The sequence below is a fragment of the Mucilaginibacter lappiensis genome (genome assembly GCF_900155965.1).
Classification (GTDB): Bacteria; Bacteroidota; Bacteroidia; order Sphingobacteriales; family Sphingobacteriaceae; genus Mucilaginibacter; species Mucilaginibacter lappiensis.
Map to the genome: position 1 here is coordinate 1 of NZ_FTMG01000012.1, position 22,115 is coordinate 22,115.

The 22,115-nt window shown below is 42.1% G+C and carries 17 protein-coding genes and 1 rRNA gene; 9 read left to right on the top strand and 9 right to left on the bottom strand.

Annotated features, from left to right (window positions below; translation table 11 throughout):
* Positions 1 to 186 precede the first annotated feature (186 nt).
* Positions 187 to 298 (top strand): 5S ribosomal RNA (rrf, locus tag BW976_RS19930).
* Positions 299 to 444: 146 nt separating this feature from the next.
* Positions 445 to 705: a DUF7660 family protein gene (locus BW976_RS19935; protein ID WP_076375753.1), complete on the top strand. Its 261-nt coding sequence runs from the start codon at positions 445 to 447 to the stop codon at positions 703 to 705.
* Positions 706 to 714: 9 nt separating this feature from the next.
* On the opposite strand, the gene BW976_RS19940 is transcribed toward BW976_RS19935, so the two are convergent.
* From BW976_RS19940 to BW976_RS19950, 3 genes are all read right to left on the bottom strand, one after another.
* On the bottom strand, positions 715 to 1,014 hold the full coding sequence (locus tag BW976_RS19940; protein ID WP_076375755.1) for a hypothetical protein: 300 nt from the start codon (positions 1,012 to 1,014) through the stop codon (positions 715 to 717).
* 108 nt (positions 1,015 to 1,122) lie between these two features.
* Positions 1,123 to 1,839 carry a pirin family protein gene (locus BW976_RS19945; protein WP_076375757.1) on the bottom strand — a complete coding sequence of 239 codons (717 nt, stop codon included), beginning with the start codon at positions 1,837 to 1,839 and terminating at the stop codon, positions 1,123 to 1,125.
* 156 nt (positions 1,840 to 1,995) lie between these two features.
* On the bottom strand, positions 1,996 to 2,583 hold the full coding sequence (locus tag BW976_RS19950; protein WP_076375760.1) for a Crp/Fnr family transcriptional regulator: 588 nt from the start codon (positions 2,581 to 2,583) through the stop codon (positions 1,996 to 1,998).
* Positions 2,584 to 2,820: 237 nt separating this feature from the next.
* Here BW976_RS19950 and BW976_RS19955 point away from each other — a divergent pair, with 237 nt between their 5' ends.
* From BW976_RS19955 to BW976_RS19980, 6 genes are all read left to right on the top strand, one after another.
* The gene (locus BW976_RS19955) at positions 2,821 to 3,993 is read left to right on the top strand and encodes a glycoside hydrolase family 172 protein (RefSeq protein ID WP_245834753.1); all 1,173 of its coding nucleotides are present in this window, start codon (positions 2,821 to 2,823) and stop codon (positions 3,991 to 3,993) included.
* Between the two features lie 22 nt (positions 3,994 to 4,015).
* Entirely contained in the window at positions 4,016 to 4,873 is an 858-nt protein-coding gene (locus BW976_RS19960) for a fumarylacetoacetate hydrolase family protein (RefSeq protein ID WP_076375764.1), read from the top strand.
* 6 nt (positions 4,874 to 4,879) lie between these two features.
* Positions 4,880 to 6,091: a DUF6786 family protein gene (locus BW976_RS19965; RefSeq protein WP_076375766.1), complete on the top strand. Its 1,212-nt coding sequence runs from the start codon at positions 4,880 to 4,882 to the stop codon at positions 6,089 to 6,091.
* 44 nt (positions 6,092 to 6,135) lie between these two features.
* Positions 6,136 to 7,413, top strand: coding sequence for an L-fucose:H+ symporter permease (fucP, locus tag BW976_RS19970; protein WP_076375768.1), 1,278 nt, complete (start codon positions 6,136 to 6,138; stop codon positions 7,411 to 7,413).
* A gap of 29 nt (positions 7,414 to 7,442) precedes the next feature.
* Positions 7,443 to 8,231: an SDR family oxidoreductase gene (locus tag BW976_RS19975; RefSeq protein WP_076375770.1), complete on the top strand. Its 789-nt coding sequence runs from the start codon at positions 7,443 to 7,445 to the stop codon at positions 8,229 to 8,231.
* Between the two features lie 197 nt (positions 8,232 to 8,428).
* A complete protein-coding gene (locus BW976_RS19980) occupies positions 8,429 to 10,033 on the top strand; it encodes a DUF6377 domain-containing protein (protein ID WP_076375772.1) in 1,605 nt (534 codons plus the stop codon).
* Between the two features lie 131 nt (positions 10,034 to 10,164).
* Here the strand turns inward: BW976_RS19980 and BW976_RS19985 are convergent, their stop codons facing one another.
* The 6 genes from BW976_RS19985 to BW976_RS20010 all read right to left on the bottom strand — a co-directional run bounded on the left by BW976_RS19985 (position 10,165) and on the right by BW976_RS20010 (position 18,744).
* Entirely contained in the window at positions 10,165 to 10,941 is a 777-nt protein-coding gene (locus BW976_RS19985; RefSeq protein ID WP_076375774.1) for a GLPGLI family protein, read from the bottom strand.
* Positions 10,942 to 10,946: 5 nt separating this feature from the next.
* Positions 10,947 to 13,760, bottom strand: coding sequence for an outer membrane beta-barrel family protein (locus BW976_RS19990; RefSeq protein ID WP_076375776.1), 2,814 nt, complete (start codon positions 13,758 to 13,760; stop codon positions 10,947 to 10,949).
* 362 nt (positions 13,761 to 14,122) lie between these two features.
* Complete coding sequence (locus BW976_RS19995) at positions 14,123 to 15,343, bottom strand: ABC transporter permease (protein WP_076375778.1); 1,221 nt, start codon at positions 15,341 to 15,343, stop codon at positions 14,123 to 14,125.
* Between the two features lie 9 nt (positions 15,344 to 15,352).
* Positions 15,353 to 16,102, bottom strand: coding sequence for an ABC transporter ATP-binding protein (locus BW976_RS20000; RefSeq protein ID WP_076375780.1), 750 nt, complete (start codon positions 16,100 to 16,102; stop codon positions 15,353 to 15,355).
* Positions 16,099 to 17,385 (bottom strand): efflux RND transporter periplasmic adaptor subunit, encoded by a 1,287-nt coding sequence (locus tag BW976_RS20005; protein WP_076375782.1) that lies wholly within the window; start codon positions 17,383 to 17,385, stop codon positions 16,099 to 16,101. Before BW976_RS20005 ends, BW976_RS20000 begins: the two co-directional genes overlap by 4 nt.
* Positions 17,386 to 17,397: 12 nt before the next feature.
* Complete coding sequence (locus BW976_RS20010; protein ID WP_076375784.1) at positions 17,398 to 18,744, bottom strand: TolC family protein; 1,347 nt, start codon at positions 18,742 to 18,744, stop codon at positions 17,398 to 17,400.
* 339 nt (positions 18,745 to 19,083) lie between these two features.
* Between BW976_RS20010 and BW976_RS20015 the strand changes: the two genes are divergently transcribed.
* The gene (locus BW976_RS20015; protein ID WP_076375786.1) at positions 19,084 to 21,669 is read left to right on the top strand and encodes a Kelch repeat-containing protein; all 2,586 of its coding nucleotides are present in this window, start codon (positions 19,084 to 19,086) and stop codon (positions 21,667 to 21,669) included.
* The last annotated feature ends 446 nt before the right edge of the window (positions 21,670 to 22,115 follow it).

Below are 22,115 nucleotides of genomic sequence, written 5' to 3' on the forward strand. Positions count from 1 at the left end.
TGTTGTTTTCTCGAAATTCAATCACTTCTTTCAATTATTGTCTTAGATATGAGATGTTAGATATGAGATATTAGACGAAAGTCTGAACTCAGAATCTGCTGATCAATCTAAAAAAAAGTAATTAAATGGTTTGTTAAAAAGGGTATGTCTCAAATCTCATATCTAACATCTCAAATCTAAAAATATTCAGGTGCCTATATCGGCGGTGTCTACCTCTTCCCATTCCGAACAGAGAAGTCAAGCCCGCCAGAGCCGATGGTACTGCGGTAAAACGTGGGAGAGTAGGTCGGTGCCCAATCTTAAATCAAGCCCTTGCTGAGTAATCAGTCAAGGGCTTTTTTGTGTTTATAGCTTTTGGGATGAGATATAATCCAATGTGGAAAAGGAAGATTTATCGACTTGTTGTATATAGCCCAATTAGTATCTTTAAATCAAAAAGATTTTATGAGCAATCAGATATCAGAAACGGAAATCACGGATCGTAAGTCCTTCATAAAGTTTTTGGGATCTTTACGAAACGAGCTTGAGAATAATACCGGTACATGGAAAAATACCTCGCTTAGTGATTTTCTTGAAGCTTTGGAAACTTATGCGGATGATATTCAAGGCTACTATGATAATGTTCATCCCGGAATTAATGCAGATATCCCTTCCTGGCGAACATTTGCCGATATACTAAAGGCGCTTCGATGCAGGAGTGAATAAAAAGAGGCTTTATCTCAAAGCCTCATAAATCTCCGCACTCAGTAATCCACTTCCACCGCCATAGTGCTGCGCTATTTTGATATCTGGTTTATTGGCTCTAAAGAAAACGCATAGATCCTGTTCTGATTGTTCTTCAATACCACCGCCCAGTAATACCAGGGTAAATTCCTGTATTTTAAAAACATTGATAGCTTCTTCGTCGGTTATGCAACCGGTGGCATTCCATTCCGGATTGTTATTCACCAGGCGTATCACGGTTTGTAATATCTCCGGGTGCCGCCCTATGACTAATATTTGTGTTTGGTTCATTATTTTAATTCTTATCAACAGTGGAATGATTCGTTACCCGTTGCCCGGCACCCCTCTTTCTGCCAAAGGCAAAAAAGAGGGGGCGAACAAAGCTCTATCAATCATCATTCAAAATACCATAGGAACATCTATCAGTAAAAATTCGGCATCAGTAAGTGCTGTTATTTTAAACCGATCGGTATCCCAAATACCTAAGGCATCGCGGGTGTTCAATAGCTGTCCGTTTATTTCAACTTCACCGCTCAGTACAAAAATATAAACGCCATTACCTTGTTTCTTAATAGCATATTCTGTGTCGATACCTTTATCAAACTTGCCCAGGTGAAACCAGGCGTCCTGATGTATCCACACACCAGCATCATCGGGGTTGGGTGATAATACCTGTTGCAGTTTATTGTGTCTGTCGGCCAGGTTTAGGGTAAGCTGATCATACCGGGGTTCCACATTCCTTTTGTTTGGATATATCCAGATCTGTAAAAACTTTACTTGGCTGGCCCTGTCGTTATTGTATTCGCTGTGATAAATACCTGTACCGGCACTCATGGCTTGTATATCGCCATTTTTGATCACCGCTACGTTGTTCATACTGTCTTTATGTTCCAGGTCGCCTTCTAAGGGTATGGAAATAATCTCCATATTATCATGTGGGTGTTTGCCAAAGCCCATGCCGGCATCTACGGTATCGTCATTCAATACACGTAATGCACCAAACTGCATCCGGTCGGGATTGTAATAGTTGGCAAAACTAAATGATTGATAGCTGCTTAACCAGCCATGGTTAGCGTGACCGCGGGTTTCTGCTTTATGTAAAATGGTTTGTGCCATGATATTTACCTTTTTGGTATACAACAAATTTAAGACAACAATAACGATGTACACTTGATGTAGATTAAGAAAGTAAGCCCTAAGTCGGAAGTTTTGAGTCCTAAGTTGTAAAGTAATATCGAATACACTTTTGGCTTCTGACTAAAGGCTCTAGACTTAAAACTTCTTCCTCACCATTTCACTCCGCATCCGGCTAAAAAATTCGGGAGTAACGCCAATATATGATGCAATTTGTTTTTGGGGCAGATGATCAATCAATGTAGGGTAACGTTTGCAAAAAATGTTGTAACGTTCTTCGGCGGTCAGGCTCAAGCCATCAATCAGCCTTTGCTGACTGGCTACTAAGGAGTTTTCGGTCAGTATCCTAAAAAAATGTTCGAATTTGGGTATTTGTTGATATAGCTTTTCCTGGTTGGCTTTTGATAATAGGAGTATCTCCGTATCCTCCAACGCTTCAATATTCAAAATGCCGGGTTTCTGCGAAAGGAGGCTATACATATCAGCGATCCACCAATCTGGCGGTGCAAAACTTAATACGTGTTCAATACCTGCTTTATCAACCGTATATCCTCGTAAACAGCCTGCGGTAACGAAGGCCGAATGCTTGCATATATCACCATCGGTAAGCAAAAACTGTTTCCGCTTTACTTTTCTGGTTTGTAAATAGGTAATAAAGGTATCCTGTTCACCGGGTGTTAGATGAATATGCTTGGCAAGATTATTCAGTATAAGCTGAAATGACATACGCAAAAATGAATTTATTTTTTATAAAATGTAAATTAGCTTTCATTAATCAATGATTTAGCCCGATCCCATGCCAAAATAAAGGTATGTTATGCTGATAAGCCGCATTTATAAATTAAAAATTATTGATAAGATTGTGAATACCTTGAGATATTATGTCCCGGGAGAATTTGCAAACAATGTAAACCGATATGCATTTCCAATTAGTGCATGCAGCAATTGTTAATAAATAGCCTTATGATGAAGAATTATGCTTTAGTAGTCTGGATGTTTGTTCTTGTTACATCATCTGCATTCGGGCAGCAAAAATTTAATGGCCTCGATGTAAACCTTGGAAATATTTATCGTTTGTCTGATGCTAAAACGCGATCAATAAGTCCGGAGAATTTTAACGGCGAAAAAGGTAAAGGTGGAATGGCCACTACCGGAACGGGCGCCAATGCCTCCCGCGAACTGGGGCAAACCTGGAAAGTGAGCCCAAGCGTAATTATTAAAAAAGGAACTACCTATACCGTTGCCGAAATTGACGGCTCCGGGGCTATTCAGCATATCTGGATGACACCAACTGGAAACTGGCGCTATTCTATACTCCGTTTTTATTGGGACGATGAAGCCACCCCATCTGTTGAAGTGCCCGTAGGCGATTTTTTTTGCATGGGTTGGGGTAAATACGCGCCGCTGCAGTCGCTGGCAGTAGCGGTTAACCCGGGCAGCGCTTTTAATTGCTACTGGCCTATGCCTTTCCGCAAAAAATGCCGTATCACCATGGAAAATATCGACGACCGCGATATGGTGCTTTATTACCAGGTAGACTATACACTCACTCAAGTACCCGAAGATGCCGCTTATTTTCACGCGCAATTTCGCAGGGTAAACCCATTGCCTTATAAAAAGGATTATGTGTTGGTTGATAGTATCCAAGGCAAAGGCCAATATGTGGGTACTTACCTGGCCTATGGCTCCAACAAAAATGGCTGGTGGGGTGAGGGCGAGATCAAATTTTTTATGGATGGCGATACCAAGTTCCCGACCATAAACGGCACCGGTACCGAAGATTATTTCTGCGGATCATATGATTTTGATACGCACCATAAAGATGCCAATGGCAAAGAAGAAGAGAAAACCGAATACACCGAATTTTGTAGCCCTTACAGCGGCCTGCACCAGGTGATCCGTGGCGACGGGCATTATAATATAGCCCAACGCTTTGGCCTGTATCGCTGGCATATTGCTGACCCTATCCGATTTGAGAAAAGTTTAAAAGTTACCATACAGGCCCTGGGCTGGCGACAGGGTGGCCGATATATGCCTTTGCAGGATGATATCGCTTCTACCGTTTTCTGGTATCAGAGTGGCCCGCATGGCCCTTTCCCTAAGTTCCCCTCTCGTGATGAATTAGAAGTTAATTAATGTTATTGTATATACCTACCTCATGAAATTATATAAAATAGCAAAAGGCATCTTACTGGATCATAACAACTCCACGTATATTATTGATGATGAATGGGACAGTCTCATCAACCGTGATGACCTGGCCGGATACCTGCAATTGATATTTGCTGATACCACCCCCATCAATGACGAAGTGAAGAACGAACACTTAAGTGGAAAAATATTGCCACCCATCGGCAGCCAGGAAGTTTGGGCCGCAGGTGTTACGTATTTAAAAAGCAGGGATGCCCGGATGGAGGAATCGGAAAGCTCCGGCGGGGCGAGTTTATATGATAAAGTTTATGATGCTCCACGCCCCGAATTGTTTTTCAAGGCTATAGCACAGCGGGTTTCGGGAACAGGAGCCGAAGTTTATATCCGGAAAGACTCCGAATGGAACGTTCCCGAACCGGAGCTTACCTTATTTATCAACTCCAAAGGAAACATACAGGGTTATACCATTGGTAATGATATGAGCTCGCGCAGTATTGAGGGCGAAAATGCTTTGTATCTGCCGCAGGCAAAAATATATGAAAAGAGCGCCGCGCTTGGCCCTTGTTTACTGGTTGCGGCAGAACCGATAGCAGCGGAATCGGGTATTAAAATGGTCATTAAACGTAATGGAGAAACTGCCTATCAGGATGCTACAACCGTATCGCGGATGAAGCGATCCTTAACCGAATTAGTGGGTTATTTACACCGTGAATGTGATTTTCCTGTGGGCGCTTTTTTAATGACAGGTACCTGCCTGGTACCTCCTCCTACTTTTACCCTGCAGCCGGGCGATGTAGTTGAAATTAACATCGACGGTATAGGGACACTCGTTAATACTATTGCTTTAAATCCCAAACATAAATAACAAGGTATGAAAACGACTAAGATCCTGCTTGTTTCTTTCCTGCTTACCGGTTTATATGCCTGCGATACCAAAGTTGCTTCACCGACCAAAGGTACTTTTGGTTACGATCTGCAGTTTTTAAAAGCAAAGGATAGCGTTGTTGTTTTAAAGAGCGATGACGGCAAAGGACAGGTGATCATTTCACCAAAATACCAGGCTAAAATATTTACCTCAACTGCCGATGGTTTAAATGGCAAAAGCTTTGGCTGGATAAAATACGAAACCTTTAATGCCAAACAACCCGACGCTCACATGAATGCCTATGGTGGTGAAGACCGCTTGTGGCTTGGGCCCGAAGGCGGCCGGTTTTCCCTGTTTTTTAAGCCGGGTACCAAAATGGAATTCGATAACTGGCACACCCCGCCCGCCATCAACAACGAAAGCTGGGACCTGGTTTCATCAAGCGGTAAAAAGGCCAGTCTCACCAAAAATACCAGCATACAAAATTATGCAGGTACAACATTATCCATTAAACTACAGCGTGATGTTGAAATATTAGAGCCCGCAACTATCAAACAGATGCTTGGAATTGATACTCTCGACAGTACCATCAAATCTGTTGGGTTTACTACGGAAAATACCATTACCAACAGCGGCACTACAGTCTGGGATAAAACTGCCGGTGCGCCCTGTTTGTGGAGCCTGGATATGTTTACGCCTTCGCCTAGCACGGTAATTATTGTGCCTTACAAAGAGGAAGCTACAGGTAAAGTAGCCACCACCAATTATTTTGGTGAAATACCTAAGGATAGGATAGCCTATAATAACGGAACCTTATTATTTAAGGCCGATGGTAAATCGCGCGGTAAGCTGGGTATCCCGCCAAATCGCGCCAAAAACAAACTAGGCAGCTATGATGGTGCTAATCATGTTTTAACCATTGTGCTTTTTGACCTGGATACCAAAGGAGATTATTTAAACCAGGAATGGAAACCGGATACAGCACCCTTTACCGGTGATGCCGTTAATGCCTATAATGACGGCCCTTTGGCTAATGGCAGCCAAATGGGGCCCTTTTATGAACTGGAAAGTGTATCACCTGCAGCATTTTTAAAACCAGGTGAAAAATTGTCGCATAAGCATAGTGTATTTCATTTTATGGGCGATATCAATGCCCTAGATAAAATAGCGTTGAAAGTACTTGGCTATTCGCTGCATGATAAAAATCATAACATTTAAACAAATATTCAAACCCTAATTATTAAACCCATTACAACCACCCAATGACCAAGAACAACAATCTGTTTGCCGTAGCCCTGATCACCTCCCTGTTTTTTATATGGGGCTTTGCGCTAAATCTTAATCCTATCCTTATTCCGCATTTGAAAAAGGCCTGCCAATTGAGCGACCTGCAATCGTCATTGGTTGATTCGGCTTCTTATATAGCCTATTTCCTGTTGCCTATACCTGCTGCACAGTTCATGAAACGTTATGGCTATAAAGGCGGTATATTATTAGGATTGATCTTGTTTTCGATCGGGGCATTTTTGTTTTATCCGGCTTCTATTGTGCGTAATTATGCGTTTTTCCTGGGTGCATTATTCATTATATTTTCGGGCGCGGCCTTTTTAGAGACTGCTGCAAATCCCTACATTACCGCCCTTGGCGATCCGGCAGGCGCTACGCAGCGCATCAATTTTGCACAGTCATTTAATGGTTTAGCGGCTGTTTTAGCTCCATTGGTTGGCGGCTTGGTTATTTTATCGGGCAAAACCTTAACAGCAGCGCAGGAAAAAGCCATGTCGCCGGCACAATTAAATGACTATCTGAACAAAGAAGCCTCATCGGTACAAACACCTTTCATCATCATTGGTGTTGGTGTACTCATTGTAGCTTTACTTTTATACCGGACACATTTACCCCAGATAGTTGAAGAAGGCGAGGGAGTGGAGCATCATGAAAGCCTGTCGCTTTTTCAAAGGATGAGTTCCCTGTTTAAAGAAAAGAATTTACGGTTTGGTGTAATTGCACAGTTCTTTTATGTTGGTGCACAAGCCTGTGTGGGTAGTTTTTTCATCCGTTTCTCTGAACGCGTGGCTGGGATGGATGAAAAATCAGCAGCCTATTATTTAACAGCAGGCATGTTCGCGTTTTTGGCTGGCAGGGCTATAGGTACCTTTTTAATGACATTTATTAACCCGGTAAAACTATTGGCCATTTTTGGTATTACCAATGTAATACTGATTGTGGTATCTGTTTTTCTGCATGGCAAGTTTCCGGTATTCGCCTTAATTGCCGTTGATTTTTTTATGTCGATTATGTTTCCTACCATTTTCTCCCTAAGTATCCGGGGATTGGGTGCCAAAACAAAAGAAGGATCGTCATTGGTGATCATGGCTATTGTGGGCGGAGCTGTTTTCCCTCCTATCATGGGGCGGCTTTCTGATCTCACCAACATACAAATCGCTTACCTGGTACCAGCAGCCTGCTTTTTGTTTGTGTTTTATTTTGCGATAAAAAACCTCAAGGTAAAAGAGGTGAAACTTTCCGTTTCTCATTGATCAATATTGGATAATTATAAGATATAAAGATGAATTTAGAACTCACTGATAAGGTAATTATAGTAACCGGTGGTGCAAAAGGCATTGGCGAAGGGATTGTAAAAGTATTAGCTAGCGAAGGTGCCATACCAGTCATAGTAGGCCGGGTGGAGGCAGATAACCTGAAAGCGGTACAGGCTGTAGAGGCAGCCGGAGGCAAAGCTTTCCAGGTAGTAGCCGAACTGACAGACCCGGCGGCAAGCGAAAATGCTATTAAAGCGGTTGTTGCACAATTCGGCCGTATTGATGGCCTGGTAAATAATGCAGGCGTAAATGATGGTGTAGGTTTAGAGAGCGGCGATTATGAAGGTTTTATGGCTTCCTTACATAAAAATGTAGTGCATTATTACCTGATGGCCCATCATGCCTTACCCGAACTAAAAAAATCAAAAGGAGCGATATTAAATATCACCTCCAAAACGGCAGATACCGGTCAGGGCCATACCTCTGGTTATGCGGCATCAAATGGCGGGCGCAACGCTTTAACCCGCGAATGGGCCGTTGAATTGTTGAAATACGGCATCCGGGTAAATGCTATAGTGGTAGCCGAATGCTGGACCCCGCTTTATGCCAACTGGATAAAAACGCTACCAGATCCGGATAGTAAATTACGCGAAATTGAATCCAAAATACCACTGGGTAACCGGATGACCACCGCCGAAGAAATTGCCAGTACCACCGCGTTTTTATTGTCCCCACGCTCCAGCCATACCACAGGGCAGCTTATTTATGTAGATGGCGGTTACGTACATTTGGATAGGGCGCTGGCCAACGCCTGATAGCCTAAGGCAGCTGCGGAATTTCAGAAATAGGAACCCTTTGATCTTTGGAAACGAGTTGTACTAACTCCGGAGATCAAAGGGTTTTATGTTGACTTATTTTTATAATTTTAAGATATAAACTATTTGCATGGTTTATACTTATTAACCAATAAGAACCTGAAATATCCCGGACTATTAACCGCTGCCTTATCGATATGAAGCTAAGTTTACCTGTTATCCTGTTTTTATTATTAACCGGTTCATGTGTGATGGGCCAGGGTAATGACAGTCTTTTAACCCGACTTAATAATACTCTTGGAAAAAAGAAAGAATTTGATGAGGCTAAACTAACAAGGATAGCCAATCTTAAAAAAGAGCTTCGTAATGCAGGCAATACCGACCTGGTATTGAAATACGACGTATGTCTGAAGCTGTATAACGAATACAAATCATTTAACTATAACGAGGCTTTTAATTATGCTCAAAAACTGCAGCAGATTGGCCATCTGTTAAATGATCCAACCAAAATAGCTTACAGCCGAATTAAACTGGGGTTCATATTGCTATCGTCAGGGATGTTTAAGGAAACTTTTGATTCCTTAAAAACAGTGAATGTTCAATTGCTGGATACAGCGGCCCGGCGGGAATACTACTTTTTAACTGCCCGGACCTATTATGACCTGGCCGACTTTGATAAGGACAACTACTATACCCCCATTTACAATAGCCGAGCCGAAAAATATATAGATTCAGCTACCCGGCTATGCGCCATCAACTCGTTCGATTACATTTATTATAAGGGTTTAAAATCCCTTAAAAGAGGGCACATTGATACGGCTGTAACCAATTTGAAACTATTGATGGATCAGCACCGGCTAATAGATCATCAGTTTGCTGTTACCACTTCAACACTCAGTGATATATACATACGCAAAAATCAACCCGATGCAGCTATAAATTTGTTGATACAAGCCGCCATAGCCGATGTAAAATCATCAACCAAAGAAGCAGCCGCTATGACCAACCTGGCCCAGCTGCTGCATCAGCAAGGGGATGTAAGAAATGCCTATACCTTTATTAAAGCTGCCAGGGACGATGCTGATTATTATGGAGCCCGCCAACGCAAAATACAGGTAAGTGCCATTTTTCCCATCATCGCAGGCGAACGGATAAGTTATGTAGAGCAGCAGCGTAAAGTTTTGTTCTTATACGCCTCGCTGTTAACCTTGCTGGCTATTGTTGTTGTGGTATTTGCTGTTATTATTTATAAACAACTACAAAAACTAAAGCAGGCTGATAAAGTGATACAGGATACTAACCATGACTTACAGGAAAGTATTAAAAAATTGAATGAAGCTAACCGGATAAAAGAAGAGTATATCGGCTACTTTTTTAACCTGATAGCAGAATACATTAATAAACTGGATAAGTTTAAACGATCTGTTGACAACAAGTTAGTTACTAAACGTTTTGATGATATTCATAAGCTTATAGATAATATCGATCTGGCCAAGGAACGTGAAGAGTTGTTCATCAATTTTGATAAAGCTTTTCTGAAGCTGTTTCCCAATTTTATTATAGAGTATAATGCGCTTTTTGGTAAAGAAAACCATATTAAACTTTTACCTCAACAGTTACTCAATACCGATCTGCGTATTTTTGCCCTGATCCGATTAGGTATTACCGACACTGAAAAGATAGCTCATATACTGGAATACTCTGTAAATACCATCTACAATTACCGGGCACGTATCAAAGGAAAATCCAATATCCCTAATGAGGAATTTGAACACAAGATCATGGCTATTAAAGCAGTATAACTGTGTGTTAGTATGTTGATGGGAATGATCTATTCCATTAAAAAGCCATACGTAAATAACGTATGGCTTTGTTTGTTTACCACAATTTGCAGTAAACTCATTGGTATAATGTTCAGGTTGGTTGCATAGTATTATAGCATGAATGCTTTAAGGTACGGCTTTGCGTATTCGCCCCAGTTTTTCATTACAGAGGTTAGCGTGGTGTATAGTGATTTGTTAGTAACCTGCTTGCCTTTTTTTGGCGGTGCCAAAGCCTTGTCCTCAATAGGCATATCGGTTACCTTGGTAGCGAACCAGGTCATATTTTCATGGGGAAGGGCCACGCCTAATATCATTCCCGGCAAACCGCTAAATAATTCAGGTCCGCCTGATACAGGGATCTCATCGGTATAAAAAGCCACTACATAAATAGAATCAAGCACCAGGGCGTTAGCACGACGGCAAGTATAGCCGGCAATTTCGCGGGTTTCAGTGGTAATTTTCCAGTTTATTTTCCGGGTACTATCTTTTACCAGGAAGGTTTCTTCAAATACCTTTTTCTGATTGGTAACCATGCTGGCAGACAGATCGGTAAAAACGGTATTTACTTGCCCGGCCATTGGGCTGTCGCTAAAAAAGCCGCCGGTAGCGGTTTCAGGTTCGATAGGCGTATACAGGGTTTTGTTGTTTGCAAAATTTAAAGTGCTTTTTAGCACTTTAAATTGCTTTTGATTCTTCTTATAAGATTCAAAAGCCGGGCGCATATAGCTTTCGTCGTCTTTATTGATCTGCTTTTCAAGAAGGGCATACATGTTGATGGTTTTTTCAAACGTAATGGTGCCGTTTTCGGTAAAGTGTTTGTTCTGAGCAAACAGCCTATTGCTGCCCAACGCAAACAATATGGTGATGGTTAATATGATGTATTTCATGGTGATTATTTTTTAGGTGTGCCGCCGCCCATGTGATTAAAATCCCAAACAAGCGAAAGCATAAAGTATCTTTTTATAGAGGTGTATCGCTCCTGGGTAAGCAGATTAGCCGATCCTGTACGGTTATAACCGACGTTTTGGTTCAAGAGATCGTTCCCGGAAACAGATAATTTAAGGCTTTCATCTTTCATAAATGCCTTGGTGATATTGGCATTTAGAGTAGTCCGCCTGTAATCCTGGCTAAAGGATTGTGTAGCCGCGTTATACTGGTAATTAGCATCGGTACCTATCTGGAACTTGGCAGGCAGGTAAAGATTAAAGCCGCCGTAAGCATTAAACCCACGCCCGTTGTTGTTGATCAATGGCTGTAACGTTGAAGAGTTTACGGTATAAGTTGGCCCTGCACCAGTCCAGAAATCGTATTTCTTTTGCTTGTATTTTGACAACCTTAAGCTGGCCGAATAGCTATATTGCTTGGTTTGGTTCAGTTTAGTGTTGCTGAGGTTAAAATAATTGCTTCCGTTCATGTTCAAACCAAGACCTGCATTAACATCAACCTTGGGTATTTTTTGATCGAAGTAGGCATTAAAATACATGTTGGAAGTTTGATGTCCTTTAAGGTTTGATGATTGATAAGTACTCGCGCCGGTTAAATCGTCGGTAGTTACATTACTTACAATAGGGTTAATAGTGCGCGAATAAGAACCGCCTATCCAGATAGACTGTCCGCTGATAACCTTGTATGAATTGTAGTTCGCGCTGATGCGGTTGGTGAATGATGGTTTAAGATCGGGGTTACCCAGTGTAATATTTAACGGATCGGTATTTACCCTAACCGGCTGTATCTGGTCAATAGATGGTTGGCTGGTGTTTCCATTATAATTTATCCGGAACGATTGCTGTTGCGAAAACTTGTATTGAAAACTGGCCTGTGGGTACCAGTTCACAAAATTGCGTGTAAGCGTATTGTTGGTAAACTCATCTATCTGCTTAAAGTTTACAGTGGATACTTTGGAACCAAAATTGATGATGGTTTTTTTCTTTTTATAGTTAAATATAGCCCCAAACTGGTTTGATAGCTGGTTGAGCTTGAAATTATTGCTCAGCGTGTTATCCAGTATGGTATACTCTCCGGAGGCGTCTTTATCAAACGATCGCCTGTCTGACCGGCCGTTGTTAATGTTGATGCCATAGTTTACAACCAGTGCCAGTGCTTTGGTAAAGGGTTCGGAGTAAGTAATGTTGGTGTTGAGAATAGAACTTTCACTCAACCCGGTTTTATACTGATCTATTTTCTGCGTACTATCGATACCGCCCAGCTTGCCAAAAAAGTCGGTTTCTGATTTTAAAAATCCGTTAGTTTTATTTTGATTATAGGCCTCGGTGATGTTTATAGAAAAACTGCGCCCCACTTTTTTAAATTTCTTGTTATAAAATACGTTGGCATTAAATATTTTTTGATCGCCATTATTGGTAACGCCCCTGGTATTCTTATTGAGCAAGGTATCATTACGAAGGCTTGTAGTACTGTAATCAGTATTGGTGATGGTGCTTTTGGTTGTTCCGTCAACGGATATTTTGAGATTGGATGAGGTATCAATCTTTAGCTGATAGGTAGCATCCAATTTTTGCCTGAAAATATGGTCGTGGAAGCTTTGGTCACTATTGCTGTTTAAAACAATCCCCGGTTGGTTGTTAGCCCCCGGCAAGTTATTTTGGGTTTGCGTGTTGCGGGTTCCATCAACGTTTAAAGAGCCTATTTTAAAATTGGTATTGATCGATTCTTTGTCGCTGTTCCATTTGGTATCATAATGCGCCCCACCCGAACGGGCCAAGGGGATACCCTGGCCATTGTACTGACCGCTAAAAGAATCTAACCCATCATCACCGCCACCTCCATAAAAATAGATCTCACCACCATCACCAAAGTCTAAGCCGCCAGAGCCACCGTATTTTGAATTGTCTTCCCATCCTAAACCCGTTTTACCGGTATTGCCGATTGTGCCGTAAATTGAAAACTTTTGCTTGCCTTTGAACCGGTTAAACATCAATTGTTCCTGGTAGTATTTATCGGTGCCTCCTTCGGCATCTATTTTGCCGAAATAGCCATTCTTTTTATCCTCTTTGAGTTTTATATTCAGGGTTTTGTTTTTTACGCCATCATCAATACCGGTAAATGTAGCCTGGTCGCTCTTTTTATCGTATAGTTGTACCTTGTCAACCATATCGGCACGCAGGTTTTTGGTAACCAGCGTTGGGTCATCCCCAAAAAACTCTTCGCCATCAACCAATACTTTGTTTACTGTTTGCCCTTGCGCTGTAATTTTTCCATCCTTATCTACCTGTATACCAGGTAACTCCTTGAGCAGGTCCTCCACTTTGGCATTGGGCTGCACGGTAAATGCCGCGGCATTAAATTCGGTAGTGTCGCCTTTTATTTTAACGGCAGCCACTTTGGCCTTCACTATTACTTCGGCAAGCAACTGGGTTTTCAAGATCATTTTAATACGACCAAAATCATGCGTGGTATGTGCCGAATCCAGGGTGAAGCGGTCTACATAATCGGCATAGCCAGGGTAAGTTACCAGCAATATCAGCTTCCCTTTTTTTAGATTGTTTATTTCAAAGTTGCCATCTTTTACTCTTGTAAATTTCTGGAGGATGGAGTCTTTGGCGTTTAATACACTAACCGTAGCATTGGTTAATTTGGAACTGGAGGCCGTATCGGCAACTGACCCTTTAATGGAATAGGTATTTTGCGCGAACACAGAAACCGTACTTAAACAAAGAATTATTAGGGCAGGTATTGTGATTTTCATAAGGTTCTTTATGAAAACCAAGGTATAACTAAAACCTTAGTATTCAAAAGGATTTAACAAATTAACCTGTGGATTTAACATTTATTAACATTTTTATTCATAAGTAACTGATTGTTAATAGTGTTGAGAGTGTGCGTTCTACTTGTAGAGCAGCGTTTGCAGTCCCCTTGGGTACCCCTCTCAAGAAACCCAGAGAGGGTTTACATGTAAACCCACTATATGATGGTAAAATTCAAAGAATTATTTGATTGTCAATTAAATATAACAATGTTAACCATGAATTGTGTAAACCATGTAAACCCACATGGAAAACTTTACCTAAGCCGTATTGCTTGATTGCTAATGATATTAAAAATAGAGATTTACTCATATCTAAGGGCTTCAATAGGGTCAAGACGGGAGGCCTTTTGTGCAGGATAGTAGCCGAAGAAAATACCGGTAACCGCACAAACAATAAAAGATAATACCACCGAAGATTCAGAAACAATGGTTGGCCAGGATAGGGTAAGGGTAACCACATTGGACGATACTATACCCAAAATAACACCGATGATGCCTCCGGTGATACTGATCAGTATGGCCTCCATTAAAAACTGCAGCATAATGTCTTTTCCCCGGGCACCAATAGCCATGCGTAAACCAATTTCGCGTGTACGTTCGGTAACCGAAACATACATGATATTCATAATACCTATACCGCCTATCACTAATGATATACCCGCTATTACCGTAAGCAAAACAGTAAGCAAACCGCTGGTTGAGCTTAATGTATTTATTAATTCGGCCTGGGTACGCACAGTAAAATCATTGTCTTCATTATCACGAAGGCGGTGCGAAGCGCGTAAGATAGAGGTCATTTCGGTTGTAGCGGCATCTGTTACTGCTTCGTTAGTGGCAGACGCGTAAATATTTTGATAATAAATAGTGGCCAGTATCCTTTTTTGAACAGTGGTATAAGGGGCAATCAGAATATCATCCTGATCCTGTCCGAAAGCGTTTTGACCTTTAGGGTTTAGTATCCCTATTACCTGGAAGGGAATCTTGTTAAAGCGGATCACCTTACCTATGGGGTTTTCGCCGTTCGGGAAAAGATTATCAATAACAGTTTGCCCAATGAGACACACTTTTGCAGAGGTAAGTACATCCTGCTGTGTAAAGGCAATGCCATCCTTTAAGGTTAACATACGGATGTCCAAATAATCGGGGCTTACACCCTGCATAGATGTTGGCCAGTTTAAGGCGCCGTTAATAGCCTGGCCTTTTGCCGTTAGTGAAGGCGATATTTCTGTAATATATTGCGCTTCCCGTTTCAAGGCCACGATATCTTTATCGGTAAGGGTCTGGAAACTGGAGCCGGCGATACGCACCCCACCGTTAAGGTTACTGCTGGGTAATACGGTGATCATGTTGGAGCCCATGCTTGATAACTGATCATGGATACTTTGTTTTGACCCCTGACCGATGGCCACCATCGCTATAACCGCTGCCACCCCAATAATAATACCCAGCATAGTTAAAAATGCCCGCAGTTTGTTACGCTGCAATGCCTTAAAAGCTATCCGTATCAGGTTTGATATATTCATGGTTGCTGGTTAATAGTCATCAGTTACTGGGAGATTGGCTAATACCTCTTTTGCCGATCGGGGTTCTTTGTTTTCAGTATCTTTCTGAATTTTACCATCGCGCAGCTGAATAGTACGGCTGCTGAAGGATGCAATATCCGGTTCGTGGGTAACAAATACAATGGTTTTACCTTGTTGCCCATTCAGGTCCTGCATTAAAGACATGATCTCGTATGAGGTACGGCTATCCAGGTTACCAGTGGCCTCATCAGCCAGGATCATGACCGGTTCATTAACCAATGCCCTTGCAATAGCAACCCGCTGTTGTTGCCCGCCTGATAGCTGGCTTGGTGTATGATCAAACCGATCGGCCAGTTTTACAGCTTCCAACGCGTGAATAGCCCTTTCGCGCCGCTCGCTTACGCTGATATCTTTATTATAAAGAAGGGGCAGCTCCACGTTTTCCAAAGCCGATGTGCGTGGTAACAAATTATAGGCCTGGAAAACGAAGCCTATTTTGTGGTTACGCAGCTGAGCCAGCTCGTCACGTGATAGTTTTTTGATATCCACGCCATCCAGCAAATAGTCGCCGATGGAAGGTTTATCCAAACAGCCTAAAATATTAAGCAAAGTTGTTTTGCCTGAGCCGCTGCTACCCATAATGGTAACAAACTCGCCTGCCTGCACGGTAAAGGATATGCCTTTGAGTGCACGTACGGTTTCGCTGCCCATCTGAAACTCACGTTTTAGTTCGCGTATCTCTAATATTGTTTTGCTCATTTTCCTTTTCCGCCTCCTCCCCGTCGTTGCGGCATAAACGGACTGGTTGCTGCTTTGGTTGCTGTTGGGGTACCGGTATTGCCACCGGTGATACCCGTAACTACGGCATCATCGGCAGTTAAGCCGCCTAAAACTTCCACCTGTGTATTGTCATTTAAGCCAGTTTGTATTTTTTTTCTGCTCAGTTTTTTACCATCCAGTACCCATACAAACGCGGTTTGTTTGGTGACGCCTATGCTATCCTTGCGGCTTTTGCCGGTATGTGCAGCTTGTGCATTATCATCGGTAACACCTGTTGTCGCGGCTTTTTTCCTGGAGCCTTTATGCCCAACCTTGCCCACAATTTCATAATCTTTCATTAATGAGGAGTCGGGAGTAAAGCTTAAAGCCTTGGCAGGTATCAACAGGGCATCGTTAACTTCTTTGGTGTAAATGATGATATTGGCCGTCATGCCAGGCTTTAATTTCATGTCATCATTCGGCGCGTTGATAATGGTAGTATAAGTAACCACGTTTGAGGATACCGAAGGGTGCAGCCGGATATCTTCAACCGTACCGGCAAACTGATCGTTTATAAAAGCATCAACGGTAAATGAGGCACGTTCACCAGCTTTTACATCGCCAATGTCAGCCTCATCAACATTGGCCTCCACCTCCATTTTGGTAATGTCTTTGGCAATTACAAACAGGGTAGGCGTACTAAAGCTTGCAGCAACCGTTTGCCCTATGCTGATGTTACGGTTAAGTACAACCCCATCAATAGGGGAGTAAATATCGGCATAAGCCAGATTCTGTTTGGCAAGCCGTACCTCGGCCGCCGAGCTAACTACCGAGGCCTGGGCAGCGTGAAGGGTATTAACCGCGCTATCATAATCGGCTTTGCTAATGGCGTCTGTTTTATAAAGGAGATCCTGCCGGTTAAAATTGTTTTTGGCATAAACCAACTGGCTTTGTGAATTTTGAAGGTTACCCTGAATCTGATCAAGTGTGGCCTGCAGCAATGATTTATCCAACTCAGCTATCAGCTGACCTTTTTTAACTTTTGAATTAAAATCGGCATATAAAAACTTAATAATGCCCGATACCTGAGTACCCACGGTAACGGTATCAACAGGTTCAATTTTACCCGTAGCAGTAACACTTTGCGCTATATACCCCTTGGTTGGTTTTTGCGTAGTAAGTACCACCGGGGGGATTGGTTTCCTGATAAAGAAAAACCAGATGAGCACCAGTACTACCAGTATAGCTACTATGATGATGATATTTTTATAACTTTTCTTCATGATATCAGGTGGTTATAATTTAATAGGTACCCCTCTGTAAAAATCGTAGATCTTTAAGGTTAATAGTGTATTGTATTTGGCTTGTATAAAAGCCTGCTGGGCTTGTACGTACAGGTTTTTCTGCAATAAAAAATCCACTGTGTTGGCTACCCCCACTTTCAGTTGCTCACTGGCAATGCGGTAGCTTTCCTTACTGTATTTATATTCTTCGCTGGCCGCATCGTATTGGCTGCGCGCGTTTTGTACGTTGATGTAAGCGCGCTCCACCGTTTGTGACAGGGTGATGCGGGTGTTTGTAAGATCGAGCTGTGCCTGTTTTACGTTGATTTTGGCTTCCTCCACCTGTGTTTTTACCACCCGCTTGGTAAAAATGGGTATGGCCAATGTAAGTCCCATTTGTTGGGTGAAATTGTTATTGAGCTGGTAACCGAAGGAGGTGCCCTGTCCGTTGGCATAGCCCGAGTTGAGGGATGCCCCACCCGTTAACGTTGGTTTGTAACCCGCACGGGCCTTATCTACATCATATTGCGCTATTTTAACTCCCAGCTCACCGTTTTTAACCTCCGGACGGTTTTGCAGGGCGGTTTGCTCCGCATCATGGAAAGCAGCTACAGTATCTATCGGCGCTATTACAGTATCGGGTTTGGTAATATCAAACCGGGAGTCGCTGGGCAAAAGTAGCAGTTGCTTCAAGGTGATAAGGTCACCGCGCTCGGCATTTTGCGAATTCACCAGTGTGTACTGATCCGATGCCTGCTGTGCCTGTAGCTGGATAAGATCTTTACGGGCTACACTGCCCACATTGTATCTTTTTTGTTCCAAGGCCACCTGCGCTTTGGTGGTGTTAAGCAGGTCGGTGTTGTAAATAATGTTTTCCTTATCCAGCAGTATGGCCAGGTACGCCTGGGTTATTTGCAGGGTAATATCGTTTTCCTGCTGTATAATGTTCAGGTTGGCCGATTGTACCGACAGGTTTTTTTGCTGGATGTTGTTATTGATATAGCTGCCATTATATATAGTAACATTTGAACTTAAACCATATGAACCAGACAGGTTGTAGCCCGAATGACGGCCATTATCGCCGTTGCTGAAATTGTTGCCATGAGCAGCAGTTTGCGAAGCTGAGCCCGAAAGATCTGGCAGGCGGGCTGCTTTTGCCAGCAGATATTCCTGCTGACTGGTCTGTTGTGAAAGCCGGAGTGTATTGATCTGGATATTATTCTTTTTGGCATAATCAATACATTTTGCCAAATCCCAGTTGATGGTAGTACCAACTAATGTACTATCCTGCGCATAAAGGCTAAAACAACCCGACACGAGCACGACTAAAAGGAGGATATGTTTTTTTAATAACAGCATAGCGTAAGGTTATGCAGGCTAACGCCTTGTGTATCTTAGTATTGATAGTGTTAATACACTGAACGTTAAAAATGTTTCATGTAATGCATCAATAGGCCGTCAATCTATGTAATAATTGTATTACCGATATTTTTAGTGAATTATATTTCCTGTAACGAAAATCATTCAAACGTTAGGGAACCAGTAGGGATGGGCATTATTTTAATGCCCTCGCTATTTTATAAAAAAGGAGAACACCACTATGGTCTTTAGTCCGTCTGTTACTTAAAAAAAGTATATTTTAGCATTGTTATTTGGACTGACCGCCCAGGTTAGTTTTTTGAAAACGGATTCCCTGCGATGATAAAAAAAGAGAAAGTTTTAATACTTCATTTAAAGGTATATAAGATCGTATTGCTTTTTATTTTATTTGCACCCGCACTTAAAAGCCAGGCACAGGGGTTAATGTTTAACTCCAACGATAGCCTGATGGGCCAACGCACCTCTTATACGGTATTCAGTTCCGATGTACCCACTTTTCATGACCACTTACGGATGAGCTTCGATCTGTCGTTATGGGATAAGGAACACCTGGGTTATGTTTTTAATATTATCGACGGCCATAAAAACTCCTACAGTTTAACTTATATCTATAATTATAACGGCTCGCCTGCACTGAATTTTAATATCGACAGTAAAAGCAACAAGATCAAGATCCCGCTTCATTTATCACAATTGAATAAGCGGGTCTGGATAAATGTTAAAGTTGATATTGACCTCAAAGCTAATGTGGTGACTTTTTATGTAAATGGTCAGGTATACAAGGCTGTGGATTTCGGCTTTGATGACCAGATAACACCGATCGTCACTTTTGGAAAAAATCCGCATTACTCAGATGTGCCTAAAATGGCCGTTAAGAATTTAACCATAAGCAACGATAATAAAACGTACACCTTTCCGCTGAATGAATGGTCTGGCAATGATGTTCATGACAGCTCAGGTGAGATCCTTGGGCATGTTGATAACCCGGTTTGGCTTATCAATGGCTCCTACTTTTGGGAAAAAAGGGTCACATTTAGCTTTCACGAAGTAGCCGGCGCTAATTTTAACCTTCAAGATCAGTCGTTGCTTGTTTTTAAAAGCGACTCGCTGATCCGCTATGATATGAAGAGCGGTGGTATATCGACCAAAGTATTTCAGAATAAAGTGCCTGTACCCTTATTGCTGGGCAAAAGTATCATCAACACCCGCGAGAATAAGCTGTATGCCTACGAGGTGCTGCGGGCCCCTAAGCCCGGTCCTTGCATAGCCTCGCTTGATCTCAATACACTGAAATGGGATGTTGTTGGGATCGCTAATATCAAAGAACAAAGGCACCATCACAACATTTTTTACGACAAGGATCAAAACGACCTATACCTTTTTGGCGGTTATGGCTCGTTTGCCTATCATAATGATTTTTTTAAACTTAATAAGCAAACCGACAGTTGGGATAAGGCAACATTTACCGGTGACAGGATCAGCCCACGCTTTTTTTCGGCCAGCAGTCAGGCCAATGAAAGCAATGAGGTTTATATATTCGGAGGTTATGGCAACCAGTCTGGCAACCAGATTGTGGGCGGCAGGCATTTTTATGATCTGTATCAGGTTAATCTGACTAATCACACCATCAAAAAATGCTGGGAAATCAAACCCAATGAAGAGGATTTTGTACCCACCAACAACCTCATCATTTCTAAAGACGGCCAATATTTTTATGCCCTGTGCTACCCGCATGAACGGCCAAAAACCCAATTAAGGTTATATAAATTCTCTATTAAGAACGGCTCATACCAGGTAGTGAGCGGAACTATCCCGGTTACGTCTGAACGGATTGAGAGCGATATCAACCTGTTTTTTAACCCTGTACAGGATGAGTTTTTTTGCGTCATACAGGAATTTACCGATCCTAACCGGTCAACTATCCGCGTCCTGGCGCTGGAATTTCCGCCGGTAAGCCAGCAGGAATATGAACAATCCCAAAAATCCATTGCCCCACCCCGCCCGGTTTTTAAGTATGTAATATTTGGCGGAGGGGCTATCCTGGTAATTGGTATAACATTCCTGATCATCAAAAAAAGGCGGGTGAAACAACCGGCACCAGAACCACTTGAAGAAGAAGATACCGGGGTTGCCGTTATTAATAAAAAGAACGATGAAAAGCGCGCCAATGCTATTTACCTGTTAGGTGAATTTACCGTGTATGATAAGAACAGCCGGGATATCACTTACCTGTTCAGCCCCAAAATAAAACAGTTGTTCATCCTCCTGTTGCTCAACAGCAGGAATGCGACCGGCGTGGTATCCAAAAAAATATCCACCATTTTATGGCCTGATAAAGATGTGGCCAAAACAAAGAACATTAAAGGGGTTACAATTAATCACCTGCGCAATATTATTGCCGATATAGGCGGTATCGAACTCACCTTTTTGAACGATACCTATTGTTTTAAGCTGGACGACAACCTTTTTTGCGATTACTTTATCGTAACCAACACCCTGGAGCAAATCAATGGTCCTGATAAGGCTGCTGAAGCAGCTATCCTCCAATACTTTGACCTGATTGCCCGCGGGGGACTGCTGCAGTATATCCCCGAAACCTGGCTGGACGATATTAAGCTCGGGTACGAAGAAGCCCTGATGCCCGTAATATTACCCGAGGTAAAAAAGGTATACGAAAGTGGCGATTTCCGTAAGGCGCTGGACATTGCCCGTGTTGTTTTAAATATCGACCCGTTTAATGATACCGCTTTGAAATACAAGCTTAAGGCACTCCGCCGCATCAAGGGAATTGAATATGCCCGCAAGGTGTATGACGAATTTACCGCCGAGTACGAAAAATCATTAGGTATCAGTTACGAGGTCTCTTTTGATAAGATTTGTTCCAACAAAACGGAGCCGCGGTAAAAACATTTAACATTCTACAGCCTGAAAACTTTTTAAACCTTAAATTTTAACACTTTTCTGCTCGTTTTAGGGCTAAAAATGGGTGAAAATCGCGCGAAAAAACCTCATTTTAACACTTTTTAACAAATTTTAACATGGTTTTGAGTCGTTTTTAAAACTTTAAAAAGTATTAATTTATTGACTATCAAGAAAGTGTGTTAAAATAGGTCCATTTTTGGCCTTGTTTTGTCCTTAACAAAACAGCCCGGTTTCTCTGATAAAAAGAGAACCAGGCTGATGGTTTTATAAATATACGAAAAATTTGTGGAGAAACCCAATAGGGCGTTGCCTTCGGCTCGCGCTATCCGCTTATACGCCACAAGGCATTAGGCACGGACTCGGTATCCACTGCTAACGCATTTGTCTGAACCTTGATTTATAAGATTAAAGGATTACCATGATTTTTT

What these genes read in the sequence shown, in the direction of transcription:
- BW976_RS19995 (WP_076375778.1), bottom strand. Translation starts at nt 15,343, where the DNA reads ATGAATATATCAAACCTGATACGGATAGCTTTTAAGGCATTGCAGCGT.
- BW976_RS19975 (WP_076375770.1), top strand. Translation starts at nt 7,443, where the DNA reads ATGAATTTAGAACTCACTGATAAGGTAATTATAGTAACCGGTGGTGCA.
- BW976_RS20000 (WP_076375780.1), bottom strand. Translation starts at nt 16,102, where the DNA reads ATGAGCAAAACAATATTAGAGATACGCGAACTAAAACGTGAGTTTCAG.
- BW976_RS19945 (WP_076375757.1), bottom strand. Translation starts at nt 1,839, where the DNA reads ATGGCACAAACCATTTTACATAAAGCAGAAACCCGCGGTCACGCTAAC.
- BW976_RS19950 (WP_076375760.1), bottom strand. Translation starts at nt 2,583, where the DNA reads ATGTCATTTCAGCTTATACTGAATAATCTTGCCAAGCATATTCATCTA.
- BW976_RS20005 (WP_076375782.1), bottom strand. Translation starts at nt 17,385, where the DNA reads ATGAAGAAAAGTTATAAAAATATCATCATCATAGTAGCTATACTGGTA.
- BW976_RS20015 (WP_076375786.1), top strand. Translation starts at nt 19,084, where the DNA reads ATGATAAAAAAAGAGAAAGTTTTAATACTTCATTTAAAGGTATATAAG.
- BW976_RS19940 (WP_076375755.1), bottom strand. Translation starts at nt 1,014, where the DNA reads ATGAACCAAACACAAATATTAGTCATAGGGCGGCACCCGGAGATATTA.
- BW976_RS19935 (WP_076375753.1), top strand. Translation starts at nt 445, where the DNA reads ATGAGCAATCAGATATCAGAAACGGAAATCACGGATCGTAAGTCCTTC.
- BW976_RS19985 (WP_076375774.1), bottom strand. Translation starts at nt 10,941, where the DNA reads ATGAAATACATCATATTAACCATCACCATATTGTTTGCGTTGGGCAGC.
- BW976_RS19965 (WP_076375766.1), top strand. Translation starts at nt 4,880, where the DNA reads ATGAAAACGACTAAGATCCTGCTTGTTTCTTTCCTGCTTACCGGTTTA.
- BW976_RS19980 (WP_076375772.1), top strand. Translation starts at nt 8,429, where the DNA reads ATGAAGCTAAGTTTACCTGTTATCCTGTTTTTATTATTAACCGGTTCA.
- BW976_RS20010 (WP_076375784.1), bottom strand. Translation starts at nt 18,744, where the DNA reads ATGCTGTTATTAAAAAAACATATCCTCCTTTTAGTCGTGCTCGTGTCG.
- BW976_RS19960 (WP_076375764.1), top strand. Translation starts at nt 4,016, where the DNA reads ATGAAATTATATAAAATAGCAAAAGGCATCTTACTGGATCATAACAAC.
- BW976_RS19990 (WP_076375776.1), bottom strand. Translation starts at nt 13,760, where the DNA reads ATGAAAATCACAATACCTGCCCTAATAATTCTTTGTTTAAGTACGGTT.
- fucP (WP_076375768.1), top strand. Translation starts at nt 6,136, where the DNA reads ATGACCAAGAACAACAATCTGTTTGCCGTAGCCCTGATCACCTCCCTG.
- BW976_RS19955 (WP_245834753.1), top strand. Translation starts at nt 2,821, where the DNA reads ATGATGAAGAATTATGCTTTAGTAGTCTGGATGTTTGTTCTTGTTACA.